This is a genomic window from Pseudoalteromonas sp. DSM 26666, from assembly GCF_900116475.1.
In the GTDB taxonomy this organism is placed as follows: Bacteria; Pseudomonadota; Gammaproteobacteria; order Enterobacterales; family Alteromonadaceae; genus Pseudoalteromonas; species Pseudoalteromonas tetraodonis.
Genome location: NZ_FPAR01000005.1, coordinates 135,778 through 157,211 on the forward strand (window position 1 = coordinate 135,778; position 21,434 = coordinate 157,211).

The window sequence follows — 21,434 nt, forward strand, 5'->3', positions numbered from 1 at the left end:
GAATTTAATAAACATAGCAACATGCACTTCATGGCTGAGTTATTAATCAAATATCAGCTAATAAAAAACCACCTTGATTACTCAGAGGTGGTTTTTTTATAAATTAAAATGCTCTGTATTAACGCACAATACCGCGCTCTGAGCTTTTAACAAAATCAATCATCAGCTGCACAGCAGGGTATTTTTCAGCGTCTTCTGAAAGCGATTCTATCGCTTCATCAACGCCTAAGCTCTTACGATAAAACGCTTTGTACGCGCGGCGTACTGCCATTATCTCATCACTTTCAAAACCACGGCGTTTCATACCTTCGGTATTGATTGCTGCAGGGCCTGCTGGCATCCCAATGGTGGTAACAAAAGGAGGTACGTCTTTATTTACACCAGAATACATACCAACAAATGCATGAGCACCAATTTTACAAAATTGATGCACACCTGAGTTACCCGCTAAAATAACCCAATCACCAACATGAACGTGACCCGCTACACTGGCATTATTTGCAAAAATAACGTTATCGCCAATCACCGCATCGTGTGCAACGTGAGTGTAAGCCATAAATAAGTTATTGCTACCTATTTTGGTAACACCTTCATCTTGGATTGTACCGCGATGAATAGTCGCACATTCACGAATAACATTATTGTCGCCAATAATTAAGCTTGTTGGTTCGTTGTTATATTTTTTGTCTTGGCAGGCTTCGCCCACAGAAGCAAACTGAAAAATATGGTTACCAGAGCCAATAGTAGCAGGCCCTTTAACAACAACGTGAGACTCAATAATACAGTCATCACCAATAACAACATCATTACCGATGTAACTGTATGGTCCAACTGACACATTGTTACCAAGTTTTGCACCCGGTTCGATTATTGCCGTAGCATGGATCACAATTAAAACTCTCTTCTAGCACACATGATTTCGGCGCTACACACTGTTTTGCCGTCAACTTTAGCTTCAGCCGCAAATTTCCATATGTTACGACGCTCTTTTAAAAACTTAACATGAAGATGCATGGTATCACCTGGCACAACCGGCTGCTTGAAACGAGCATTGTCTACGGCTGCAAATAGGTAAAGTTCGTTTTCACTACGATTTTCAACCGTTTTAAACCCTAATAGACCCGTTGCTTGCGCCATTGACTCTAATATTAGCACACCAGGGAAAATCGGCTGGTTTGGGAAATGGCCGGTGAAAATGGGTTCATTAATCGATACGTTTTTAATTGCATGTAACGATTCACCAGGGGTGAAATCTATAACGCGATCAATCAGAAGCATCGGGTAACGGTGCGGTAATAAACTTAAAATTTCTTGAATATCAAGGCTATTTAATTCGTTTGCCAAAATAGCATCCTTATTAGTGTTCAACGTTCATGACTTATTCAATGCTTCAAGCGCTTTTAGACGTGACTTCATGTCTGAAAGGTTACGCAAATGAGCAATTGATTTTCGCCATTCTTTGTTAGTCGTATGAGGCATACCGGATGAGTAAATACCCGGTTCGGTGATCGATTTAGTCACCATACTCATACCAGTAATTATAACACCATCACATACAGACATGTGACCGTTAATTGCGGTCATGCCGCCAATCTGGCAATTTTTACCTATGCTGACACTGCCTGCAAGTACAGTACAACCGGCAATTGCAGTGCCTGACTGAACTTCAACGTTGTGTGCTATTTGACACTGATTATCAATAATAACGTTACTGTGAATAATAGTGTCATCGAGTGCACCACGATCTATGGTGGTGCTTGCACCAATTTCGACTTTATCGCCAATGATCACTGAGCCTAGTTGTGGAATTTTAAGCCACTGACCACGTTCATTCGCATAACCAAAACCGTCGCTGCCAATAACAGTATTCGCTTGAAATAAACAGTCTGCGCCAATCTCAACATCATGATAAACGCTCACACTTGACCATAGTTTGGTGCCTGAGCCTATTTTAACACGTTCACCAATAAAACTGTTCGGACCAATTTGTACGTTATCGCCAATCACAGCGTCAGCTTCAATTACAACATTCGCGCCTATGGCTGCGCTTTTACTGACTTGCGCCCTGGCATGTATAACCGCACTTGGGTGTATACCACTAATGGCACTACGTGGCGTGGTATCCATTAACTGAGCGAGTTTGGCGTAATTCACATACGGATTGGCGACGATGATTTTGTTGCCTGAAAAATAAGGCGCATCCTCAGGACTCAGTATCACAGCACTGGCTTGTGTTGTTTCAAGCTGAGAGCGATATTTCTTGTTCGCTAAAAATGCAATATGCCCAGTCTGGGCATTTGCAAGTGTTGCTATTTTTTTAATTTCTAAAGCGCCATCACCTTGTAGCTCGGCGCTTAGAAGTTCCGCAATTTGCGAAAGCGTATAATTTTGCATAGATTAATTATTTCTTACTTACAGCGTCTACAACTTTTTCAGAAAGATCAGTTACTTCTTTAGGGTTAAAGTAAATTGTTGTGTCTTTTACTTTAACTTCGTCGAAGTCGCCTTTTTTAGCAATCTCTTGGATTGTTTCAATGATTAGAGTCTGAACTTTAGCCAACTCTTGATTTTGGCGTGATTTAATTTCTTGCTCTAGAGGACGACCTTTTTCAGCAAGATTTTTTTGCATACCTTGAATTTTATCACGTAATGCGTCTTTTTGGTCTTGACTCATTGTAGTGCTTTCACGCTTAAACTTTTCAGCTTCAAAGCGAATGTCACCTTGTAACTTTTCAAGCTCTTGACGACGCTCTGCAAACTCAGTTTGCAGAGACTGTTCAATTTTAGCCATTTGTGGAAGCTGCTTGTAGATTTCTTGCATATCTACAATACCCACTTTATGAGCAAAAGCGTTAACTGATGTACCCATCATAAGTGTAGCTAAAACGGCAACTGCTGTTGATTTGAATAATTTTTTCACAATAAACTCCTTTAGAAAGTGTTACTAATATTAAAACTGATGGTCTTGGTATCGTCATCTTCTTCTTTTTGCAACGGATACGCAAAGCTGATCAGCATCGGACCCATAGGTGAGATCCACTGTAATGATAAACCGGTTGCAACCCTAAAGCGCATTGGGTCTGAGTAGTCATCTAATTTTGCACGCTCATCAATCCCTAAGTTTTGATAGCGATCAACACTGAATTCGGTATCCCATACATTGGCAGCGTCAACAAAGAAACTCGTTCGCACTGAGCTAGTATTCTCTTCATCTAAGAATGGAGTAGGTACAATAAGCTCCATACCTGCCACTGCTTTAGCATTACCACCAATACGACCTTGTGGTATTAGCACGTCAAACTCTGACGCCCCACCAATGTTGCCTGTGGTTGTGCCATCACCTGATGGCGTACCTGGTATTGATTGCGGTATACGCGAAACAGCACGCGGTAAAATGGTATTTCTATCAAAGCCACGTAATTCCATTTCAGTGATACGGAAGTATTCTTGGAACGGTAAAGTTTGATCATAGCCATTGGTAGAGCCATAACCATTACCATAACCTAATGCAGCACGCGTTGAGAAAACCCAACGATGATCGTTAGAAATCGGCCAGTAAAAACGCGAATCATAATTTAATTTAAAGTACTGTAAATCAGAGTTTGGCGTTGTGGCTGTTAAGTTTAATGTTTGTCGTGAACCTGCCGTTGGGAATAAACCACGGTTAACTGTAACACGTGACCAACCAACACTTAGCTCGTACTTTGTAAATTCAAAGCCCGCATCTGGATTTTCTGGATCGAGGAAGGTTTCACGTAGTACACGTGTTTGCTCATATTCAGCAATATCTGACAACTCTTCTTCTATCCAACGTGCGCCAAAGTTAATACGGTTAATGGCATCAATTGGGAAACCAATGTTTGTCCCTAACCCATAACTTTTTGACTTATAGTCAATCAAGCTAAACTGACTGGCATCGTAGTTACTGTAAAAGATGCTGCTGCCCTGCGATACGCCATCCGGCGTAAAGTAAGGGTCGGTATACGATACACTGACACGCTCAGAGCCGCGTGAAGTATTAATGTTAAAGCCAATTTGGTTACCTGTGCCTAAAAAGTTAGACTCGGTTACACCAATATTAAACTGCAGACCTAAGTATGAACCATAGGCAAGGCCCGCATTAAAGCTACCCGCTGACTGCTCTTTAACAGTAAAGTCAACGTCTACTTGGTCATCAACACCTGGAACTGGCACCACATTAAAATCAACGGTTTCCATATAAGGTAAACGTTGAATTTGTAGTTTAGAACGCTCTAGGTTTTGATTAGATAACCATGCACCTTCAAGCTGTGTCATTTCACGGCGCAGTACTTCATCAGCCGTGTTTTGGTTACCACCTACAATAATTCGACGAACATACACACGCTTGCCTGGGTCAACCGACAGAGTCAATTGTACTTCTTGGTTCTCGTCATCAATTTCTGGAATCGTACGTACTTCAGCATTGGCGTAACCAAAACGCGCCAAGTAGCTTTTGATAAATTCTTCTGATGAGGTAACCACTGATCCGTTATAAAGCTCGCCTGTACGCAGTGGAATAACACTTTTTATTAATTCTTCACGACCGAGTAAATCACCGATGAAATCAAAGCCTTTCACTTTGTATTTAACGCCTTCGGTAATATTTGCCGTTACATAAACAGACTCACGTTCAGGGCTAACTGATACTTGAGTTGAGTCAATATTAAAGCGTAAATAGCCACGGTCTAAATAAAAGCTGCGAATTTTCTCTAAATCGCCTTCAATGGTTTGTTTTTGATAGCGGTCGCTACCCATAAACTGCCACCATGGTAAGTCTTGCTGCGACTCAACTAGTTGCAATAACTCTTCGTTTGAGAAAAGCTCATTACCCACTAAGTTAATTTGACGAATGGAGGCTGCATCGCCCTCGTCAAACTCAAGTCTTAATTTAACCCGATTACGTGGTAATTTAGTGACACTGATATCCACTTTTGCATTGTATTTACCAATACTGTGGAAAAATTCAATCAGGCCTTTTTCGATGTTATCGATTACCGTTTTATCAAGCGGCTCGCCTTGGCGAATATCTTGTTGATCGAGTGACTGATTTAACTGCTCATCTTTTATGTCTTTATTGCCTTCAAATTCAATAAAGCTAATGGTTGGACGTTCAGTTACTTTAAAAATAACGTTATTACCATCACGTAACGCTTTTATATTGTCAAAGTGACCAGAGCGATAAAGTGACTTAATTGTTTTTGAAATTGTATATTCATCAACATTGTCGCCCACGTTAATAGGAATATGCGTTAATGCAGCACCAAGTGCGACACGTTGCAATCCCTCAACTTTTAAATCTTCAACAATAAAGGAGTTTTGGCCTAGGGCTGCAAAGCTTGCACCCAATAAACTTGAAACTACCAAATGTTTTTTTATAGCCATTTTATTATCTTTATCCTTTACAACTGTATTACCGCTTAGCATCGAAAATTAAATATTTACGAGCTTTACAATCGTGTTCTAATTTGTCGTTACCACGCTTACATAACTACAAGCGCGATACATCATTGAACAAAGCGAAACATGTTAGAAAAATGAGTAGCAAGGCTCCCACTTTAAAACCAAACTCTTGTGTCTTTTCAGAGACTGGCTTTTTACGAAAAAGTTCAATTATGTAATACATTAAGTGCCCACCATCAAGCACTGGCAGAGGAAGTAAATTAAATACTCCCAAGTTAACGCTTATCAAAGCTAAAAAGCTTAAAAATGCGACTAATCCATAACTAACACTGGTGCCGGCGCCTACAGCTATGCCGACTGGCCCACTTAGGTTTTTAACCGACACTTGGCCTGTTATTAAGTTACCTATCATGTCAAAACTCAGCGTAATTAAACGCCATGTTTCTTTTGTGCCCAGCACAATACTATCTAGTGGCCCATAATGTCTAGTCTCTACAAAATCATCAGGCCACTGCTCTACAACGGGAGCAACACCCAAAAAGCCTTGCTCTATGCCATTACTGACGACCCGGCTCTTTGGAGTAACTGTTATTGTTTTTATACTATCTTGTCTTTTTACACTAAATTGTAAGGATTTGTTAGCCGATTGAGTAATAAGATTAACTAATTGCTGCCAACTGGTCATTGTTTCACCATTCACAGCTAAAATAACGTCGTCAACCTGTAAATTAGCCTGTTCAGCAGCTGAGTTTTTAGTAATAGCGGCAATAACCAAGGTTGCCTGAGGACGAAACGGTACAATACCTAACGAACTGAGCGGCGGTACATCTTGTTGATCAAGCTTCCAACCATCTAGGTTAAGTGTTTGCACTGTTTGCTGATAATTTTCGTTACGTAAGGTTACGGCAACGCTTTTATCACCTAAATGAGACATCAAAGAAAAGGTCGCATCTTGCCAATTACTTATGTCGTCATCACCAATTTTAATAATTTGCTGGGTTGGCATAATACCGGCTTGTTCAGCTCGGCTGCCTTCAACAACACTACCCACAACTGGTTTTATGGTTTGCACACCTACCATGTACATCACCGCTAAAGCAAAAATAGCGAACAAAAAGTTCGCCATCGGCCCTGCTGCCACAATGGCTATGCGGGCTTGAACTGATTTAGCATTAAACGATAAATGACGTTGATTGGCAGGCACTTCATCAACACGCTCGTCGAGCATTTTCACGTATCCGCCCAGCGGGATTGCCGCAATAACGTACTCAGTATTATATTTATCGTGCCATTTTAGTAAGGGTTTACCAAAACCAATTGAAAAGCGCAGTACCTTTACACCCGCTTTACGCGCAACCCAAAAATGACCATATTCATGAACGGTTACTAAAATGCCTAGTGCGAGTATAAACGAACCTAAATTCCAAAAAAAATCGAACATATCAATGCACCACTTTTGTTATAAACTGCGCAGCACTGATGCGAGCTAAACGGTCACACTCTAAAATTTCATCGAGTGTTTTCGCATCAGTAAATTGTGCGGCGTCTAGCGTTTGCGCATTCACTTTATAAATATCCGTAAACCCAATCTGCCCCTGAAGAAACGCATTAACTGCAATCTCATTAGCCGCATTAACGGTGGTGGTGGCTCCTTGGCCTGCATCACAGGCTGCAATTGCAAGCTTTAAATTGGGGTAACGTGAGAAATCAGGTTTAGTGAACGAAAAATCACAAATATCAGAAAAATTTAACGGCTTGACACCCGCATCAATGCGCTCTGGATACGCAAGTGCATGCGCTATCGGGGTGCGCATATCAGGGTTACCCATTTGCGCTAAAATAGAGCCATCTTGGTATTGCACCATAGAATGGATAATACTTTGAGGATGAATCACCACATCAATATCGTTTGCATCACAGTTAAATAACCATTTAGCCTCAATAAACTCTAAGCCTTTGTTCATCATCGTAGCTGAGTCTACTGATATTTTTTGCCCCATAGACCAATTAGGATGAGCAACCGCTTCACTGACGCTAACGGTGTTAAGGGTATTGATATCGCGATTTAAAAACGGGCCACCTGAGCCAGTTAATAAAATTTTGCTAACCCCATGTTGCTCAAGCCTTACTTGCCCTTGGGTATTTTGTAAAGCACTAGGTAAACACTGAAAAATAGCATTATGCTCGCTGTCGATGGGTAATAAAGTTGCTTGATGCTTTTTAACTTTATCAATGAATAACTGACCCGACATCACCAGTGACTCTTTGTTGGCAAGCAATACTTTTTTGCCCGCTTCAACAGCGCTCAAGGTAGGTAGTAATCCGGCTGCACCGACAATCGCTGACATAACCGTATCAACATCACCATGAGCACAGAGCTCACTCATGGCTTTCTCGCCATGCATTACTTGCGTTTTACTCTCATGCTTTAAAAGCGCAGAAAGCTGCTTAGCCGCCGATTCAGATGCCATTACAGCATAACGAGGCTGGTGAGCTATACACAGTTCAGCCATTTTTTTTGCATTTTGTCCTGCGGTCAATGCAAAAACTTTAAATTGCTGTTGGTTTCTTGCAACAACATCTAACGTGCTAAGACCTATCGACCCCGTCGCACCCAAAATAACCAGTTGTTGCACAGCACTCATAAGCTAAGCGTCCAAGCAAAGCAAATAACAAACATCGGTGCTGCCGCAGTTAAACTATCAATACGGTCTAAAATACCACCGTGTCCTGGTAAGCAACTGCCGCTATCTTTAAGTCCCGCTTCGCGCTTAAACATACTCTCAAGTAAATCACCTACCGCAGAAAACAAGGCAATAAACGCTGTCATAACTGCATAAATAGGCCATACAGAGGTATCAACGTTAGTGTAATAACAAAAAGCCAGTACAAATAACACCGCAGCAACCACGCCACCTGCGAGGCCTTCTATGGTTTTATTTGGACTAACTTTAGGCATTAACTTATGTTTACCAAAACTTTTACCTGTAAAGTAAGCGCCTATATCGGCACTCCATACAATGCCTAATACAACTAAAATGAGCATAGAGCCATAGTGAGTAGATTCCGTATATTGCGCACTACGCAGTGTGTTAAGTGCAAGCCATAGCGGTACTAAGGTCAACAAACCAGCAATGCCGCGCATCACAAGCCCTTCGTTCCACCCTTTCGCCATAGCAGGGTAACGCCACACTAAATAACTGGCTACCAACCACCAAGAAAACGACAAGGTAAATAAGTAATTAGCATCGCCTACAAGTTGACCATCTTGCCATAGAGTCTCTATAGGCCAATGCAAATTGAGTAACCCTAGTAATACTGCCACTAATAACACAAAGGCGCCACGTTTTAGCTTATCGCATAGTCCCATAAAGGCAGACCATTCCCACGCGCCCATTAATACAATAGCACCCGCAAAATAACTAAATAACGTTAGTGGGGTGTAAAAAACCAAAGCCAGTGCTAATGGCGCTAGCACTAGTGAGGTTAAAATACGTTGTTTTAACAAAATGATGACCCTTAATCTATTTTAGGTTTGAGCGAGTAATTGTTTTATTTGTTCGCCCGTGCAACCAAAACGTCGCTCTCTGGCAACGTAACATGCAATGGCCTCTGCAAAAGCAGCTTCATTAAAGTCAGGCCAAAGTGTATTTGTGAAATAAAGTTCAGCGTAGGCTGCCTGCCAAAGTAAAAAGTTACTAATTCTGACATCGCCACCGGTACGGATCAATAAATCAGGCTGAGCTTGATCTGCCATACTCATATGCTGTGCAATATGTTCTTCTGTAATATCTGCTGGGTCAATTTCTCCATTCGCTACTTGTAAAGCAACTTGCTTAGCAGCGTGAGTCATATCCCAGCGACCACCGTAATTTGCCGCAACATTTAAGTGCAGCCCGGTATTGTTCGCTGTTAGTTCTTGAGCTGTATGTACTTTAGCGCGCAAGCTTTCAGAGAATCGAGATAAATCTCCAATGATGGTTAGTTTTACGTTATTTTTATGCAGCTTTTTAACTTCTTTACTCAGTACAAATAAAAAAAGCTCCATAAGTGTATTTACTTCGTCTTCAGGGCGGCGCCAGTTTTCACTACTAAAAGCAAATAAGGTTAACGATTGTATTCCTAATTTAGTACAAAACTGCACGGATTGACGAACTGCATCCACGCCTTTTTTATGCCCATATACACGAGGTCTATTTCTAGCTTGTGCCCAACGCCCGTTCCCATCCATGATGATGGCAACATGTTTAGGTAAACATTGCTGTGAAATTGTATCAGCGTCTAGAACCATAAATTTTGTGTATTCCATAAAAAAACGCCGCCTAGTATACCCCAGACGGCGTTTCAAAACTAATAATTTTAACCTGTACCCGTGATAATAAATCTACATAAAGCAAATAATTATACAGCTAACAACCCTGTATTTACTGATAATCGAGCCAATAGCAAAGAGTAAACACAATCTGTTACTCTTTAAAATCACACAATTAAAGTTAAGTGCGAAGGCATATAAACAACGACTTAGTTACTTTAGTAAAGCTGTTAATCCGAGCCTAGATTAGCAATTAGATTTCCATCAACTCAGCTTCTTTCGCTGTTAGTTGCGTATCCATTTCTTTGATAAACTTATCAGTGATTTTTTGGATAGCATCTTCAGCTTGACGCGCTTCATCTTCAGAGATGTCTTTATCTTTTAATAAGTTTTTAATATCGCCATTTGCATCACGACGAATGTTACGAATAGCAACACGACCGCCTTCTACTTCACCACGTACGATTTTAATTAAATCTTTACGACGTTCTTCAGTCAATGGAGGAAGTGGTACACGGATCACTGTACCTGCAGACATTGGATTTAAACCAAGGTCAGATGCCATAATCGCTTTTTCAACAGCTTGCGCTAATGACTTATCAAATACACCAATAGCCAATGTACGTGAGTCTTCAATTGTTACATTTGCAACTTGGTTTAACGGTGTTGGTGCGCCGTAGTACGACACCATGATGCCGTCTAAAATTGCAGGATGAGCACGGCCAGTACGAATTTTAGATAATTGACTACCAAGTGCTGCTACACTTTTTTGCATGCGCGCTTGCGCATCTTTTTGAATATCGTTAATCACGGTTTAATCCTAATCTAGTTACTAACTTCATCTGAGGCTTGTGAAGAAATAAGGGTTCCTTCTTCTTCACCCATTATTACGCGTTTTAATGCGCCTGATTTATTCATATTAAATACGCTCAATGGCATATTATGGTCGCGAGCTAATGTAAATGCCGCTAAATCCATTACTTTTAGTTCTTTATCAATAATTTCATTGTAGCTTAAGTGACGGTAAAGTGTCGCATCTGGGTTTTTAACCGGATCATCGCTAAATACACCATCTACTTTGGTTGCTTTAATTACTGTGTCAGCTTCAATTTCAATGCCACGTAAACACGCTGCAGAGTCAGTTGTGAAGAACGGGTTACCCGTACCGGCTGCAAAAATAACAACGCGACCTGTTTTTAATAAGCTAATGGCTTCTGCCCAGTTATACGCATCACATACGCCATTTAAAGGAATGGCTGACATTAAACGGCAATTTACAAATGCACGGTGCAACGCATCACGCATAGCAAGGCCATTCATGACGGTTGCAAGCATACCCATGTGGTCGCCAACAACGCGGTTCATACCCGCTTCGGCTAGTGAGCCACCACGTAAAAAGTTACCGCCACCAATAACTAAACCCACTTCTACGTCGAGTTCTACGAGCTCTTTAATTTCTTGTGCCATACGATCTAAAACTTTAGGGTCGATGCCGAAGCCTTCGTCTCCCATTAAAGCTTCACCACTTAATTTGAGAAGAACACGTCTAAAAATAGGTTTGCGATTGATAGTCATAGTTTTGGGGCCAACTTTTATTGAATTATGGATAAAAAATAACCGCGCTTATGTTAAACATAAAAGCGCGGTTATTTTAAAGAATTTCTAAGCGTGACGCAAAAGCAAATAGTACTTTAATTGCATCTATTTTCCTTTGGCATCACAAATAGCTAATCTTACTTAGCTTTAGCAGCTGCAATTTGAGCAGCAACTTCAGCAGCAAAATCTTCTTCTTTCTTCTCGATACCTGCACCAACTTCCATACGTACAAAGCCAGTAACTGTTGCGTTTTTCTCTTTAAGAATTTCGCCAACAGACTTTTTAGGTTCCATGATGAAAGCTTGACCAGTAAGAGAAACCTCACCAGTAAATTTCTTCATACGACCAACAACCATCTTCTCAGCGATTTCAGCAGGCTTGCCTTCATTCATCGCGATGTCGATTTGTACTTGCTTTTCTTTTTCAACAACATCAGCAGGTACATCATCTGGCGTTAGGTAGTCTGGGTTTGAAGCAGCAACGTGCATTGCAACGTGCTTAAGTGTTTCTTCATCAGCAACACCTGCAACAACAACACCAATACGCTCGCCGTGACGGTACTCAACTAGTTGCTCACCAGTGATGTACTGAAGACGACGTACATTGATGTTTTCACCAATTTTAGTTACTAGCTCAACACGATCTTCTTCAAACTTAGCTTGTAAGTCTTCGATAGATGAAGTGTCAGCGATAGCAGCATCTGCAACTTTATTAGCAAATGCTAAGAAGCTTGCATCTTTAGCTACGAAGTCAGTTTGACAGTTAACTTCTACAAGTACTGCAACACCCGCGTTTTGCTTGATGATGATAGTACCTTCAGCAGCGATGTTACCTGCTTTTTTAGCAGCCTTTGCAGCACCGCTCTTACGCATGTTTTCAATCGCTAACTCGATGTCACCATCAGTCTCAGTTAACGCTTTTTTACAATCCATCATGCCAGCGCCAGTACGCTCGCGTAATTCTTTAACTAGGGCAGTAGTTACAGCCATTAGTAAATCCTCAAATCTGAAATCAGGTTTAGATAAGCGGGTTACCCGCTCCACAAGAATAGCAAGTCTTCACCTTTAAAAGATGAAGACTTGATGACAGCTAATTACTCAGCTTCTACGAAGTCATCTTTTTCAGCTTGAGCAACGATGTTACTCTCACGGCCTTCAGTGATCGCAGCTGCAACAGCACTAGTGTAAAGGTTGATTGCACGGATAGCATCATCGTTACCAGGTACGATGTAATCAACACCGTCTGGGTTAGAGTTAGTATCAACGATTGCAACAACTGGGATACCTAGGTTGTTAGCTTCACGGATAGCAATGTGCTCGTGGTCAGCATCGATTACAAAGATAGCGTCTGGAAGGCCACCCATGTTTTTAATACCACCAAGGCTTTTTTCAAGCTTGTCCATTTCACGAGTAAGCATTAACGCTTCTTTCTTAGTTAACTTCTCGAAAGTACCGTCTTGGCTTTGAGCTTCAAGGTCTTTAAGACGCTTGATTGATTGACGAACTGTTTTCCAGTTAGTCAACATGCCGCCTAACCAACGGTGGTTAACGAAGAATTGATCGCTTTGTAAAGCAGCTTCTTTTACTGCTTCGCTTGCTGCGCGCTTAGTACCAACGAAAAGAACTTTACCTTTGTTTGCAGCAGCACCAGATAAAAACTTAAGTGCAGTGTTGAACATTGGTACAGTTTGCTCAAGGTTGATGATATGTACACGGTTACGTGCGCCGAAGATGAAAGGCTTCATCTTAGGGTTCCAGTAACGTGCTTGGTGACCAAAGTGAACACCAGCTTGAAGCATATCGCGCATTGAAACGTTTGCCATTTTGTAAATCCTCTAAGTTGTTTAGGGTTAGGCCTCCACATATCCCATAGCACCAACACCGCAGTTAAATGAAACTGAAATGCACCCAAGTGTATGTGACGATACGTGTGTGTGTTAAAATAAAATTGTGTTTGCCTTAAATACAAAAAATCATTTAAGAATTTATTTGTAAAAAGACGGCGCGCTTTATACCATATTAAAATTAAATACTCAACGTCTCGTGCAAAAATTGTGCGACGATAATCATCTAAAAACGCAACTTTGGAGCCTCAATGAGCGCTGTGATTAAGACCCCTGAAGAAATCGAGAAAATGCGTGTAGCCGGCCGTTTGGCTGCTGATGTGCTAGAAATGATCGAACCACATGTGGTACCAGGTATCACCACCGATGAGCTAAATACAATTTGTCATGATTATATTGTTAATGTGCAAGATGCCGTTCCTGCTCCTCTTAATTATCATGGTTTTCCAAAATCAATTTGTACCTCGGTAAATCATGTAATTTGTCACGGAATTCCGAACGACAAAGCATTAAAAGACGGTGACAGTGTCAATATTGACATTACTGTTATTAAAGATGGTTACCATGGTGATACTTCAAAAATGTTCCATGTTGGCACACCTAACATTCAAGGCAAACGCCTTGCAGAAGTGACTCAAGAAAGCCTTTACCTTGCCATTAAAATGGTAAAACCGGGTGTTCGCCTTGGTGATATTGGTGCAGCTATTCAAAAATATGCAGAGAGCTTTAATTACTCTATCGTCCGTGAATACTGCGGGCACGGTATTGGCAGTGAATTTCATGAAGAACCACAGGTAATGCATTACGGAAAACCAGGTACAGGCGAAACATTAAAAGCCGGTATGTGTTTAACAATCGAGCCCATGGTCAATGCAGGCAAACGCCAATGTAAATTACTAAAAGACGACTGGACTGTGGTAACAAAAGACCGTAGTTTATCAGCTCAGTGGGAACATACCTTACTGGTAACTGAAAATGGTGTTGAAATTTTAACACTACGATCAGATGATACTATCGATAGAATCATCGAGCACTAATAGTAGTGTGTGCTTAATCATAGTAATAACAGGCTTTAGCCTGCGTACAGATTAAGTGGTTTGCTGCAAAGGGAAATAACATGATTTATTCCCTTTGCAGCAAACACAGTATAAAAATAACTTAATCCAAGACTTATAATGCAGTCCATATATAGGAGCCAGCCTAAGTGGCATTACCTAACAAAGTAAAAAAGTTGCTCAATGATGCTCAGCAACTTAGCGAATACCGCGATTGCTCCGCCTATTTTTATAAATGGTTGCATAATGAATTCTCAAAACAACCCGTTGGTAATCTAATAAACGCCCGTGCAGAATTTATAGACCGGTTACTGATTAAACTCTTTCATGTTTTCGATTTAGCCCACGAGCCAGATCTCGCTTTAATTGCTGTAGGAGGTTATGGTCGCGGTGAACTTCATCCCTACTCCGACATTGACTTTTTACTGCTTGTTACCCAGCAACCCAATGACGATATTTGCGAAAAAATTGGCCAGTTTGTCACTATGCTGTGGGATCTTAATTTAGAAATAGGTCACAGTGTACGTACCATTGAACAAGCCATAGAGCAAAAACGTGAAGATGTTACCTTTGCCACCAGCCTACTAGAAAGCCGATTAATTTTCGGCAACCATATTGAATTCGAAAAGCTCAAAAGTCACCTCATCGAAAGGCCTGTATGGGGCTCTGGAGAGTTCTTTGTTGCAAAAGTACAAGAGCAAAATTTACGCCACAAAAAATGTCATGGTACGGCTTATAATCTAGAGCCTAATATAAAAGAAAATCCAGGCGGGCTGCGCGATTTACAAACGATTATTTGGGTTGCTAAAAAACACTTTAGAGCCGAAACCCTGCAAGAGCTGATAAATCACGGCTACCTAACTCACGAAGAATATCAAGAACTGTTAGAGTGCCTTGAAAATTTATGGAACATTCGCTTTGCTTTGCATTTAGCCGCGGGTCGCTCAGAAAACCGTTTATTGTTTGATCACCAGCCGCAAGCGGCTGAAATTTTGGGTTTTGGTAGTGATGGAAAAGCCTCTGTTGAGCGCATGATGAAACGCTTGTTCAGAATAATGAGCCGTGTTCGTGAACTTAATCAAATGCTACTTTCGTACTTTGAGCAAAGTATTTCACCAGACAGCAGTCAAGCCACCGTTGAAGAGCTTGACCGCAATTTTGAACGCGTTGGCCATCAAATTCGGGTAAAAAGTCCGTCAGTATTTTTTAGGCGTGACCAACTTTTTGTATTATTTGAGCACATTGCTGATCACCCAGAAATTACCCATATATACCCAAGCACTATTCGAACTATCCGCCAAGTGCGTCGTCGCTTATTAGGTGACTTACAAGATTATGCTGCGTGCCGCGAAGCTTTTTTACGTATTATAAAGCACCCTAACGGCATGGGCCGTGCATTTACGCTGATGCATAAGCACGGCATGATTGCGGCTTACCTTCCGCAGTGGCGCAATATTTTTGGCCAAATGCAGTTTGATTTGTTTCATGCCTATACCGTAGATGAACATACCCATAAATTAATTAATAATATTTACCAATACTTCGATAAAACCAGTATTAGTGATTTTCCAATTTGCAGTGAAATAGTCACGCGTATGGATAAGCCCGAATTACTCTATTTGGCTGGTATTTTTCATGATATTGCTAAGGGGCGTGGTGGCGATCACTCAGAGCTGGGCGCTGTTGATGCCATAGCGTTTTCAAAGCTGCATGGTTTTGCCTCTTCAGATGGTAAACTCATAGCGTGGTTGGTAAGCAATCACTTACTTATGTCGGTAACTGCGCAACGTAAAGATATTAACGACCCCGATGTAATAAAAGATTTTGCATCGCGAGTAAAAACCGAACGCCAACTCGATTACCTCTATTGTTTAACCGTGGCTGATATTCGAGCCACCAATGACAACCTATGGAATGACTGGAAAAACACGCTGCTGCGCGAGCTTTATTTGCACACACAGCGCGCCTTGCGCCTTGGGCTTGAAAACCCAATGGATCAACGCGACCAAATTCGTGATAAAAAGCACCAAGCTAAGCAACGCCTGCTTAATTTGCATTATCACGAGGAGCAAATTGACTTAATTTGGAGCCGTTTTAAAGCAAATTACTTTACCGCTTTTAGTGAGCAACAAATTTCTTGGCATACTGAGCACTTACTCAAGTGCACTGATTTAAGCCAGCCCAGTGTTATCGTTTCTAATAAAGCGATGCATGGCGGTACCCAAGTGTTTGCTTATAGCCCCTATTCAGGTGCCCTCTTTGCTCGACTGGTAAGTGTTATTGGCTCTAAAAAAGCGCAAATTCAGCACGCCCAAGTACTGACCACCAAAGATGGCTACGTACTGTTCAACTTTGTTATTTTAGAAGTTAACGGCGATCCGATTGCCAGTAGCCGCGCACAATCGATTAAACGCGGATTAGAGCAAGCGCTTCATGATCCACGTAAAAAAATACGCTTTAAAAAGAGCCGATCACAGCGTTTTAAAGACTTTAATATTAAACCTAAAATTGTACTGCGCCCGCACCCTCGTAAGGATCGTAGCTTAATAGAAATTCAAGCGGTTGATATACCTGGACTATTAACTAAAATAGCCGAGGTTTTTCAAGCTTACTTACTCCACATACATGCCGCACGTATTACCACGGTAGGCGAACGTGCAGAAGATTTCTTTGTGGTATCAAATAACGAATATCAAGCGCTGACTGATGAAGAGCAAGCAAAAATTCATCAGGCATTACGTAAAAAACTCAACGCCGAAATTGAATAAGAGGACACTATGTCAGATTTAAAAACCATGATTGAAAATGCGTGGGATAACCGCGACAGCATTAGCCCTGCTACAGTATCAAGCGATGTTAAACAAGCGATTATAGATGCGCTTGAGCTATTAGATAGCGGCGCTGCTCGCGTTGCAGAGAAAATTTCAGGCGAATGGGTTGTTCACCAGTGGCTTAAAAAAGCAGTACTACTTTCATTTAGAATTCGTGAAAATCAGCCAATGAACGACGGCGTAAACCAATTTTACGACAAAGTACCGCTTAAATTTAGCGACTACACGCCGGAGCAATTTCAGCAAGGCGGCATGCGTGTCGTACCCAACGCCGTTGCTCGTAAAGGCAGCTTTGTAGGTAAAAATGTCGTATTAATGCCATCGTACGTAAACATAGGTGCATTTGTTGACGATGGCACCATGGTTGATACATGGGCGACAGTGGGCTCATGTGCTCAAATTGGCAAGAACGTACACTTATCTGGCGGCGTAGGCATAGGCGGCGTTTTAGAGCCGTTACAAGCGAATCCTACCATCATTGAAGACAACTGTTTTATTGGCGCACGTTCAGAAATTGTTGAAGGCGTAATTGTTGAAGAAGGCGCCGTTATTTCAATGGGGGTTTACATTAGCCAAAGTACCCGTATTTACGACCGTGAAACCGGTGAAATTCACTATGGCCGCGTGCCTGCCGGCGCTGTTGTGGTTCCAGGTGCACTGCCTTCAAAAGATGGCAGCCATAGCTTGTATGCGGCTATTATTGTGAAAAAAGTAGACAAACAAACTCGCGAAAAAGTGGGCATTAATGCCCTACTGCGCTCGATTGATGATTAAGAGCAGCTGTAAGTTTTTAGCTGTTAGCGCTAAGCAGGTTGATGTTAAACGTAGGTTGGGTTGAATAAAACGAAACCCAACGACACATTAAGTTAATGTGTATTCGCTAAAATTTAATTACATACAGAAAAAGCCCTAAGCTTGTATAGCTTTAGGGCTTTTTTAGTGATTTTAAAATACTTTCTCACAAACCTGTCCCCTTTAATTGCGTTGCTTTGTTAGATGCCAACAACTATAGTGAATTAACGCATAGTTCGATTGTCGAGGTTAAGTTGTTGCGGCTTTTTGTAATAAGTTGGTTGATATTATTATGTTCAAAACACGTCTTTGCTAATGACTTCAATACCTTTGAAAAAAAATTAGACGAAGCCGAAGATTATCTTACTGTTAATCCAGCTCAATCTATTACTATTTTAGAAAACCTCACAGGGTTACAACTCATGCCGCCAGAATTATTTATCCGCTGGCACCTTATCTATGCCCGTACAGCAGTACCTACAAGTCACTATGACGAGCTTTATACATCGATTGACGCAATATTTCAGCATCATCAAACTGACTATTTCAAACAAAAACTGACCACCATTATGAGTGCCTTGGGAATATGGCTTCGCCATGCAGAATATTTAGACGATGCCCAGTACTCATTTAAATGTGCTTACAAATATGCGCAAAACGATCGTCAACGCTTAACACTCACCAACAGTATGGCATTGGTTGCTCGCTCGCAAGATGACTTTGCAAAAGCGCGTGCTTTATACCTCGACAGTCATAAGATCACCACACAATTACAGCTTCCCAATGTAACCGCACTGATAGAAAGTAACTTAGGTTATTTAGCCCTGGATGAGGGCAATATACCCGAAGCTGAGCGCTATTTTAGAAGTGCATTAAGAAATAACCAAAACATTGATAAACGCGCGGGGCAAATCTCAACCGGGCTTAATTTATTAATGGTTTTTTTGATTCAAGAGCAGCAAATTAATTTTGAGCGACTCTATAGCCCAACGGCCACATTAACCCATGCCTTTCCCAACGAAGCGAAACAAGCATTACTTTTTTGGCTTGAAATAGGCTACAAAAATTTGACCGGGGGTTTTATAAGCCAAAAAGACAAACAACAGTTACAAACAGCGTATGAGCAATTAGAAAGCGATAAAATGAAACAACTGGTCGCGCGCTATTTAGCCAACAAGCTAGATGTAGCTGTAACCTTACCCGCCCCTATTGTCGCTAAAGACTTTACCAGCCCTTGGTTTGAGCTGGTAAAACAATGTGATTGGAAACGCTAAGACTCGATTTAGTCCTTAGTCTATATAAGGCTATACCCCTCTAAAATAAATACTTAATACTCTCGCATCAACTTTCTCTTACTTTCTTTTTTAAAACCAAGCTGCTGTATATATTAACTTTAATTTAAAAAAGTGACATTTTTAAGCTGCAAAATTAGCCAACCCTAGTGAATTTATAATAAGGTAGTCAGGCATACTTGAAAGTTAGCAATTAATATTAAGGATTAATATGACAAAAACTGCTTTACGCTCAACCATTTTGCTACCTGTATTTTTGCCCGCCGTATTTATTATTCTACTTTTGGTGATTGGTACAAGTAGTAACCCTGAACTCGCTGGTCAGGCATTTAGTGTTGCCCTTGCGTGGATTACTGAAACCTTTGGCTGGTTTTATATGTTGTCTGTCGCTATTTTCTTGGTATTTATTGTCTCAGTCGCGGCTTCTAGCTGGGGGAATATAAAATTAGGCCCTGATCATGCAGAGCCACAATACAGCTTTGGTGAATGGTTTGCCATGCTCTTTTCTGCCGGTTATGGCGTGGCACTGCTTTATTTTGGTGTTGCTGAACCTGTGCTGCATTACGCATCCCCGCCATCGGGGGCGGCTGAAACCGTTGATGCCGCCAAGCAGGCAATGCAAATTGCCTTTTTCCATTGGGGATTTCATATTTGGGCTATCTATGGAATTGTTGGTTTAGTGCTTGCTTATTTTGCATTTCGCCATGGCTTACCACTGTCTATTCGCTCTGCCTTGTATCCACTTATTGGCGATAAAATTTATGGCCCAATCGGCCATACTGTGGATGTATTTGCCATATTAGGTACTTTATTTGGTATTGCCACTACACTAGGGCTTTCGGTTACCCAAATAAATGCTGGCCTACATTACTTATGGCCAAACATCCCTATTAATACCACAGTGCAAATTACCGCGATTGCCGTAATTACTGCGGCAGCTACGCTCTCAGTAGTGGCCGGTATGGATAAAGGGGTCAAGCGATTATCAATTGTGAATATGACCTTAGCGGTTTCACTAATGACTTTTGTGTTTTTCATTGGCCCAACTATTCACATCTTAGAATCATTTTTACAAAATACCGGCAGCTACCTAAGCGGTATTGTTGAGCGTACTTTTAATTTACAAGCTTATAGTCGCAGTGATTGGATTGGTAACTGGACTTTATTTATATTTGGCTGGACGATTGCGTGGGCACCGTTTGTGGGTATGTTCATCGCAAAAATTAGCCGTGGTAGGACCATCCGACAATTTGTTGTTGGGGTAATGTTAGTTCCCACTATTTTTACCTTTTTATGGTTTTCAGTCTTTGGTGATACCGCACTTAACTTAATTATGAATGAGGGGTTTGATACGCTTATTGGCGATGTACAAGCAAATCATGCCGTCGCATTATTTCAATTATTTGAAGTGTTACCACTGTCATTTTTCATTTCACTGCTCACTGTCATTTTGATCATAACTTTTTTTGTTACATCATCTGATTCAGGCTCTTTAGTCATTGATTCACTCGCCTCTGGAGGAAGCATTAATACGCCGGCTTGGCAACGCGTGTTTTGGGCGGTACTTGAAGGTGCTGTGGCGGCTGTTTTATTAGTGGCAGGCGGACTAAGTGCGCTGCAAACCATGACCATAGCCAGTGCCTTACCCTTTGCTATTATTATGCTAATTGCCACGGCGGGGCTTTGGCGAGCTCTAAAAATTGAAGGCCATCGAGACACCAGCTTGCAAGCACATACACTTAATAGCCGCAACATTAACTTGTCTCACTGGAAGCGTCGTTTAGCGGCTATGGTCAATTACCCTAATAAAGAAAAAGTACATACTTTTATTGGTAGCGTGGTAGTTGAGGCAATGAAAGCCGTACAAGCAGAATTGAAATCTAGACAATGGCATGCAGTGGTGGAATTTGATACGGATTTAGGCCGCGCTCATTTAACGGTACTGCGCCATGAACATGTGGATTTTGTTTATGATATTCGCCTTACCGAGCATCCTATGCCAAGCTTTGCTTACTCAGAGCTAAAGCCTGATAACAACGATGCTGAAAAGTATTATAAGGCCGACGTGTTTTTACGTCGTGGTGGTCTGTCATACGATGTTTATGGCTACACTGAAGATGATATTGTGAAAGATATTCTCGACCAATTTGAGAACTACTTACACTTTCTAGGTAATAGCCCAGGCGAACTTCCTTGGGATATGGCCGAACATGATGACATGTTAAATACCGATAAAGCTTAACGGATGCAGTCAATATTGGTAAAACGGTAATTAAAAATAAAAAAGGCACT

Annotated in this window: 18 protein-coding genes; 5 read left to right on the forward strand and 13 right to left on the reverse strand. The window is 41.3% G+C overall.

The window, feature by feature from the left end; translation table 11 throughout:
* Positions 1-118 precede the first annotated feature (118 nt).
* From lpxA to rpsB, 13 genes are all read right to left on the reverse strand, one after another.
* Positions 119-889: an acyl-ACP--UDP-N-acetylglucosamine O-acyltransferase gene (gene lpxA, locus BM380_RS10800; RefSeq protein ID WP_013465422.1), complete on the reverse strand. Its 771-nt coding sequence runs from the start codon at positions 887-889 to the stop codon at positions 119-121.
* Between the two features lie 2 nt (positions 890-891).
* Positions 892-1,344, reverse strand: coding sequence for a 3-hydroxyacyl-ACP dehydratase FabZ (gene fabZ, locus BM380_RS10805; RefSeq protein ID WP_008110974.1), 453 nt, complete (start codon positions 1,342-1,344; stop codon positions 892-894).
* Between the two features lie 27 nt (positions 1,345-1,371).
* Positions 1,372-2,394: a UDP-3-O-(3-hydroxymyristoyl)glucosamine N-acyltransferase gene (lpxD, locus tag BM380_RS10810; RefSeq protein WP_090494343.1), complete on the reverse strand. Its 1,023-nt coding sequence runs from the start codon at positions 2,392-2,394 to the stop codon at positions 1,372-1,374.
* 7 nt (positions 2,395-2,401) lie between these two features.
* Positions 2,402-2,920 carry an OmpH/Skp family outer membrane protein gene (locus tag BM380_RS10815; RefSeq protein ID WP_008467513.1) on the reverse strand — a complete coding sequence of 173 codons (519 nt, stop codon included), beginning with the start codon at positions 2,918-2,920 and terminating at the stop codon, positions 2,402-2,404.
* Between the two features lie 11 nt (positions 2,921-2,931).
* Positions 2,932-5,403, reverse strand: a complete 2,472-nt coding sequence (gene bamA / locus BM380_RS10820) for an outer membrane protein assembly factor BamA (protein ID WP_013465425.1) — start codon at positions 5,401-5,403, stop codon at positions 2,932-2,934.
* Between the two features lie 106 nt (positions 5,404-5,509).
* A complete protein-coding gene (rseP, locus tag BM380_RS10825) occupies positions 5,510-6,862 on the reverse strand; it encodes a sigma E protease regulator RseP (RefSeq protein ID WP_090494345.1) in 1,353 nt (450 codons plus the stop codon).
* Position 6,863: 1 nt separating this feature from the next.
* Positions 6,864-8,066 carry a 1-deoxy-D-xylulose-5-phosphate reductoisomerase gene (ispC, locus tag BM380_RS10830; RefSeq protein ID WP_090494347.1) on the reverse strand — a complete coding sequence of 401 codons (1,203 nt, stop codon included), beginning with the start codon at positions 8,064-8,066 and terminating at the stop codon, positions 6,864-6,866.
* Complete coding sequence (locus BM380_RS10835; RefSeq protein ID WP_008110985.1) at positions 8,063-8,929, reverse strand: phosphatidate cytidylyltransferase; 867 nt, start codon at positions 8,927-8,929, stop codon at positions 8,063-8,065. Before BM380_RS10835 ends, ispC begins: the two co-directional genes overlap by 4 nt.
* 21 nt (positions 8,930-8,950) lie before the next feature.
* Positions 8,951-9,730: an isoprenyl transferase gene (locus tag BM380_RS10840; RefSeq protein ID WP_008110986.1), complete on the reverse strand. Its 780-nt coding sequence runs from the start codon at positions 9,728-9,730 to the stop codon at positions 8,951-8,953.
* Positions 9,731-9,986: 256 nt separating this feature from the next.
* Positions 9,987-10,544, reverse strand: coding sequence for a ribosome recycling factor (frr, locus tag BM380_RS10845; protein ID WP_008467521.1), 558 nt, complete (start codon positions 10,542-10,544; stop codon positions 9,987-9,989).
* A 14-nt stretch (positions 10,545-10,558) separates the two neighbouring features.
* A complete protein-coding gene (pyrH, locus tag BM380_RS10850; protein ID WP_016899281.1) occupies positions 10,559-11,308 on the reverse strand; it encodes a UMP kinase in 750 nt (249 codons plus the stop codon).
* Positions 11,309-11,466: 158 nt separating this feature from the next.
* A complete protein-coding gene (gene tsf, locus BM380_RS10855; RefSeq protein ID WP_013465429.1) occupies positions 11,467-12,318 on the reverse strand; it encodes a translation elongation factor Ts in 852 nt (283 codons plus the stop codon).
* Positions 12,319-12,422: 104 nt separating this feature from the next.
* Positions 12,423-13,151, reverse strand: a complete 729-nt coding sequence (rpsB, locus tag BM380_RS10860) for a 30S ribosomal protein S2 (protein ID WP_013465430.1) — start codon at positions 13,149-13,151, stop codon at positions 12,423-12,425.
* A 272-nt stretch (positions 13,152-13,423) separates the two neighbouring features.
* Between rpsB and map the strand changes: the two genes are divergently transcribed.
* The 5 genes from map (at position 13,424) to BM380_RS10885 (ending at position 21,384) form a co-directional block, all read left to right on the forward strand.
* Complete coding sequence (gene map / locus BM380_RS10865) at positions 13,424-14,209, forward strand: type I methionyl aminopeptidase (RefSeq protein ID WP_008467527.1); 786 nt, start codon at positions 13,424-13,426, stop codon at positions 14,207-14,209.
* 167 nt (positions 14,210-14,376) lie between these two features.
* The gene (glnD, locus tag BM380_RS10870) at positions 14,377-16,995 is read left to right on the forward strand and encodes a [protein-PII] uridylyltransferase (protein ID WP_016899280.1); all 2,619 of its coding nucleotides are present in this window, start codon (positions 14,377-14,379) and stop codon (positions 16,993-16,995) included.
* Positions 16,996-17,004: 9 nt separating this feature from the next.
* Positions 17,005-17,832: a 2,3,4,5-tetrahydropyridine-2,6-dicarboxylate N-succinyltransferase gene (gene dapD, locus BM380_RS10875; RefSeq protein ID WP_008467531.1), complete on the forward strand. Its 828-nt coding sequence runs from the start codon at positions 17,005-17,007 to the stop codon at positions 17,830-17,832.
* A gap of 275 nt (positions 17,833-18,107) precedes the next feature.
* On the forward strand, positions 18,108-19,124 hold the full coding sequence (locus tag BM380_RS10880) for a tetratricopeptide repeat protein (protein WP_024601803.1): 1,017 nt from the start codon (positions 18,108-18,110) through the stop codon (positions 19,122-19,124).
* Between the two features lie 229 nt (positions 19,125-19,353).
* Positions 19,354-21,384, forward strand: coding sequence for a BCCT family transporter (locus tag BM380_RS10885; protein ID WP_090494349.1), 2,031 nt, complete (start codon positions 19,354-19,356; stop codon positions 21,382-21,384).
* Positions 21,385-21,434 lie beyond the last annotated feature (50 nt).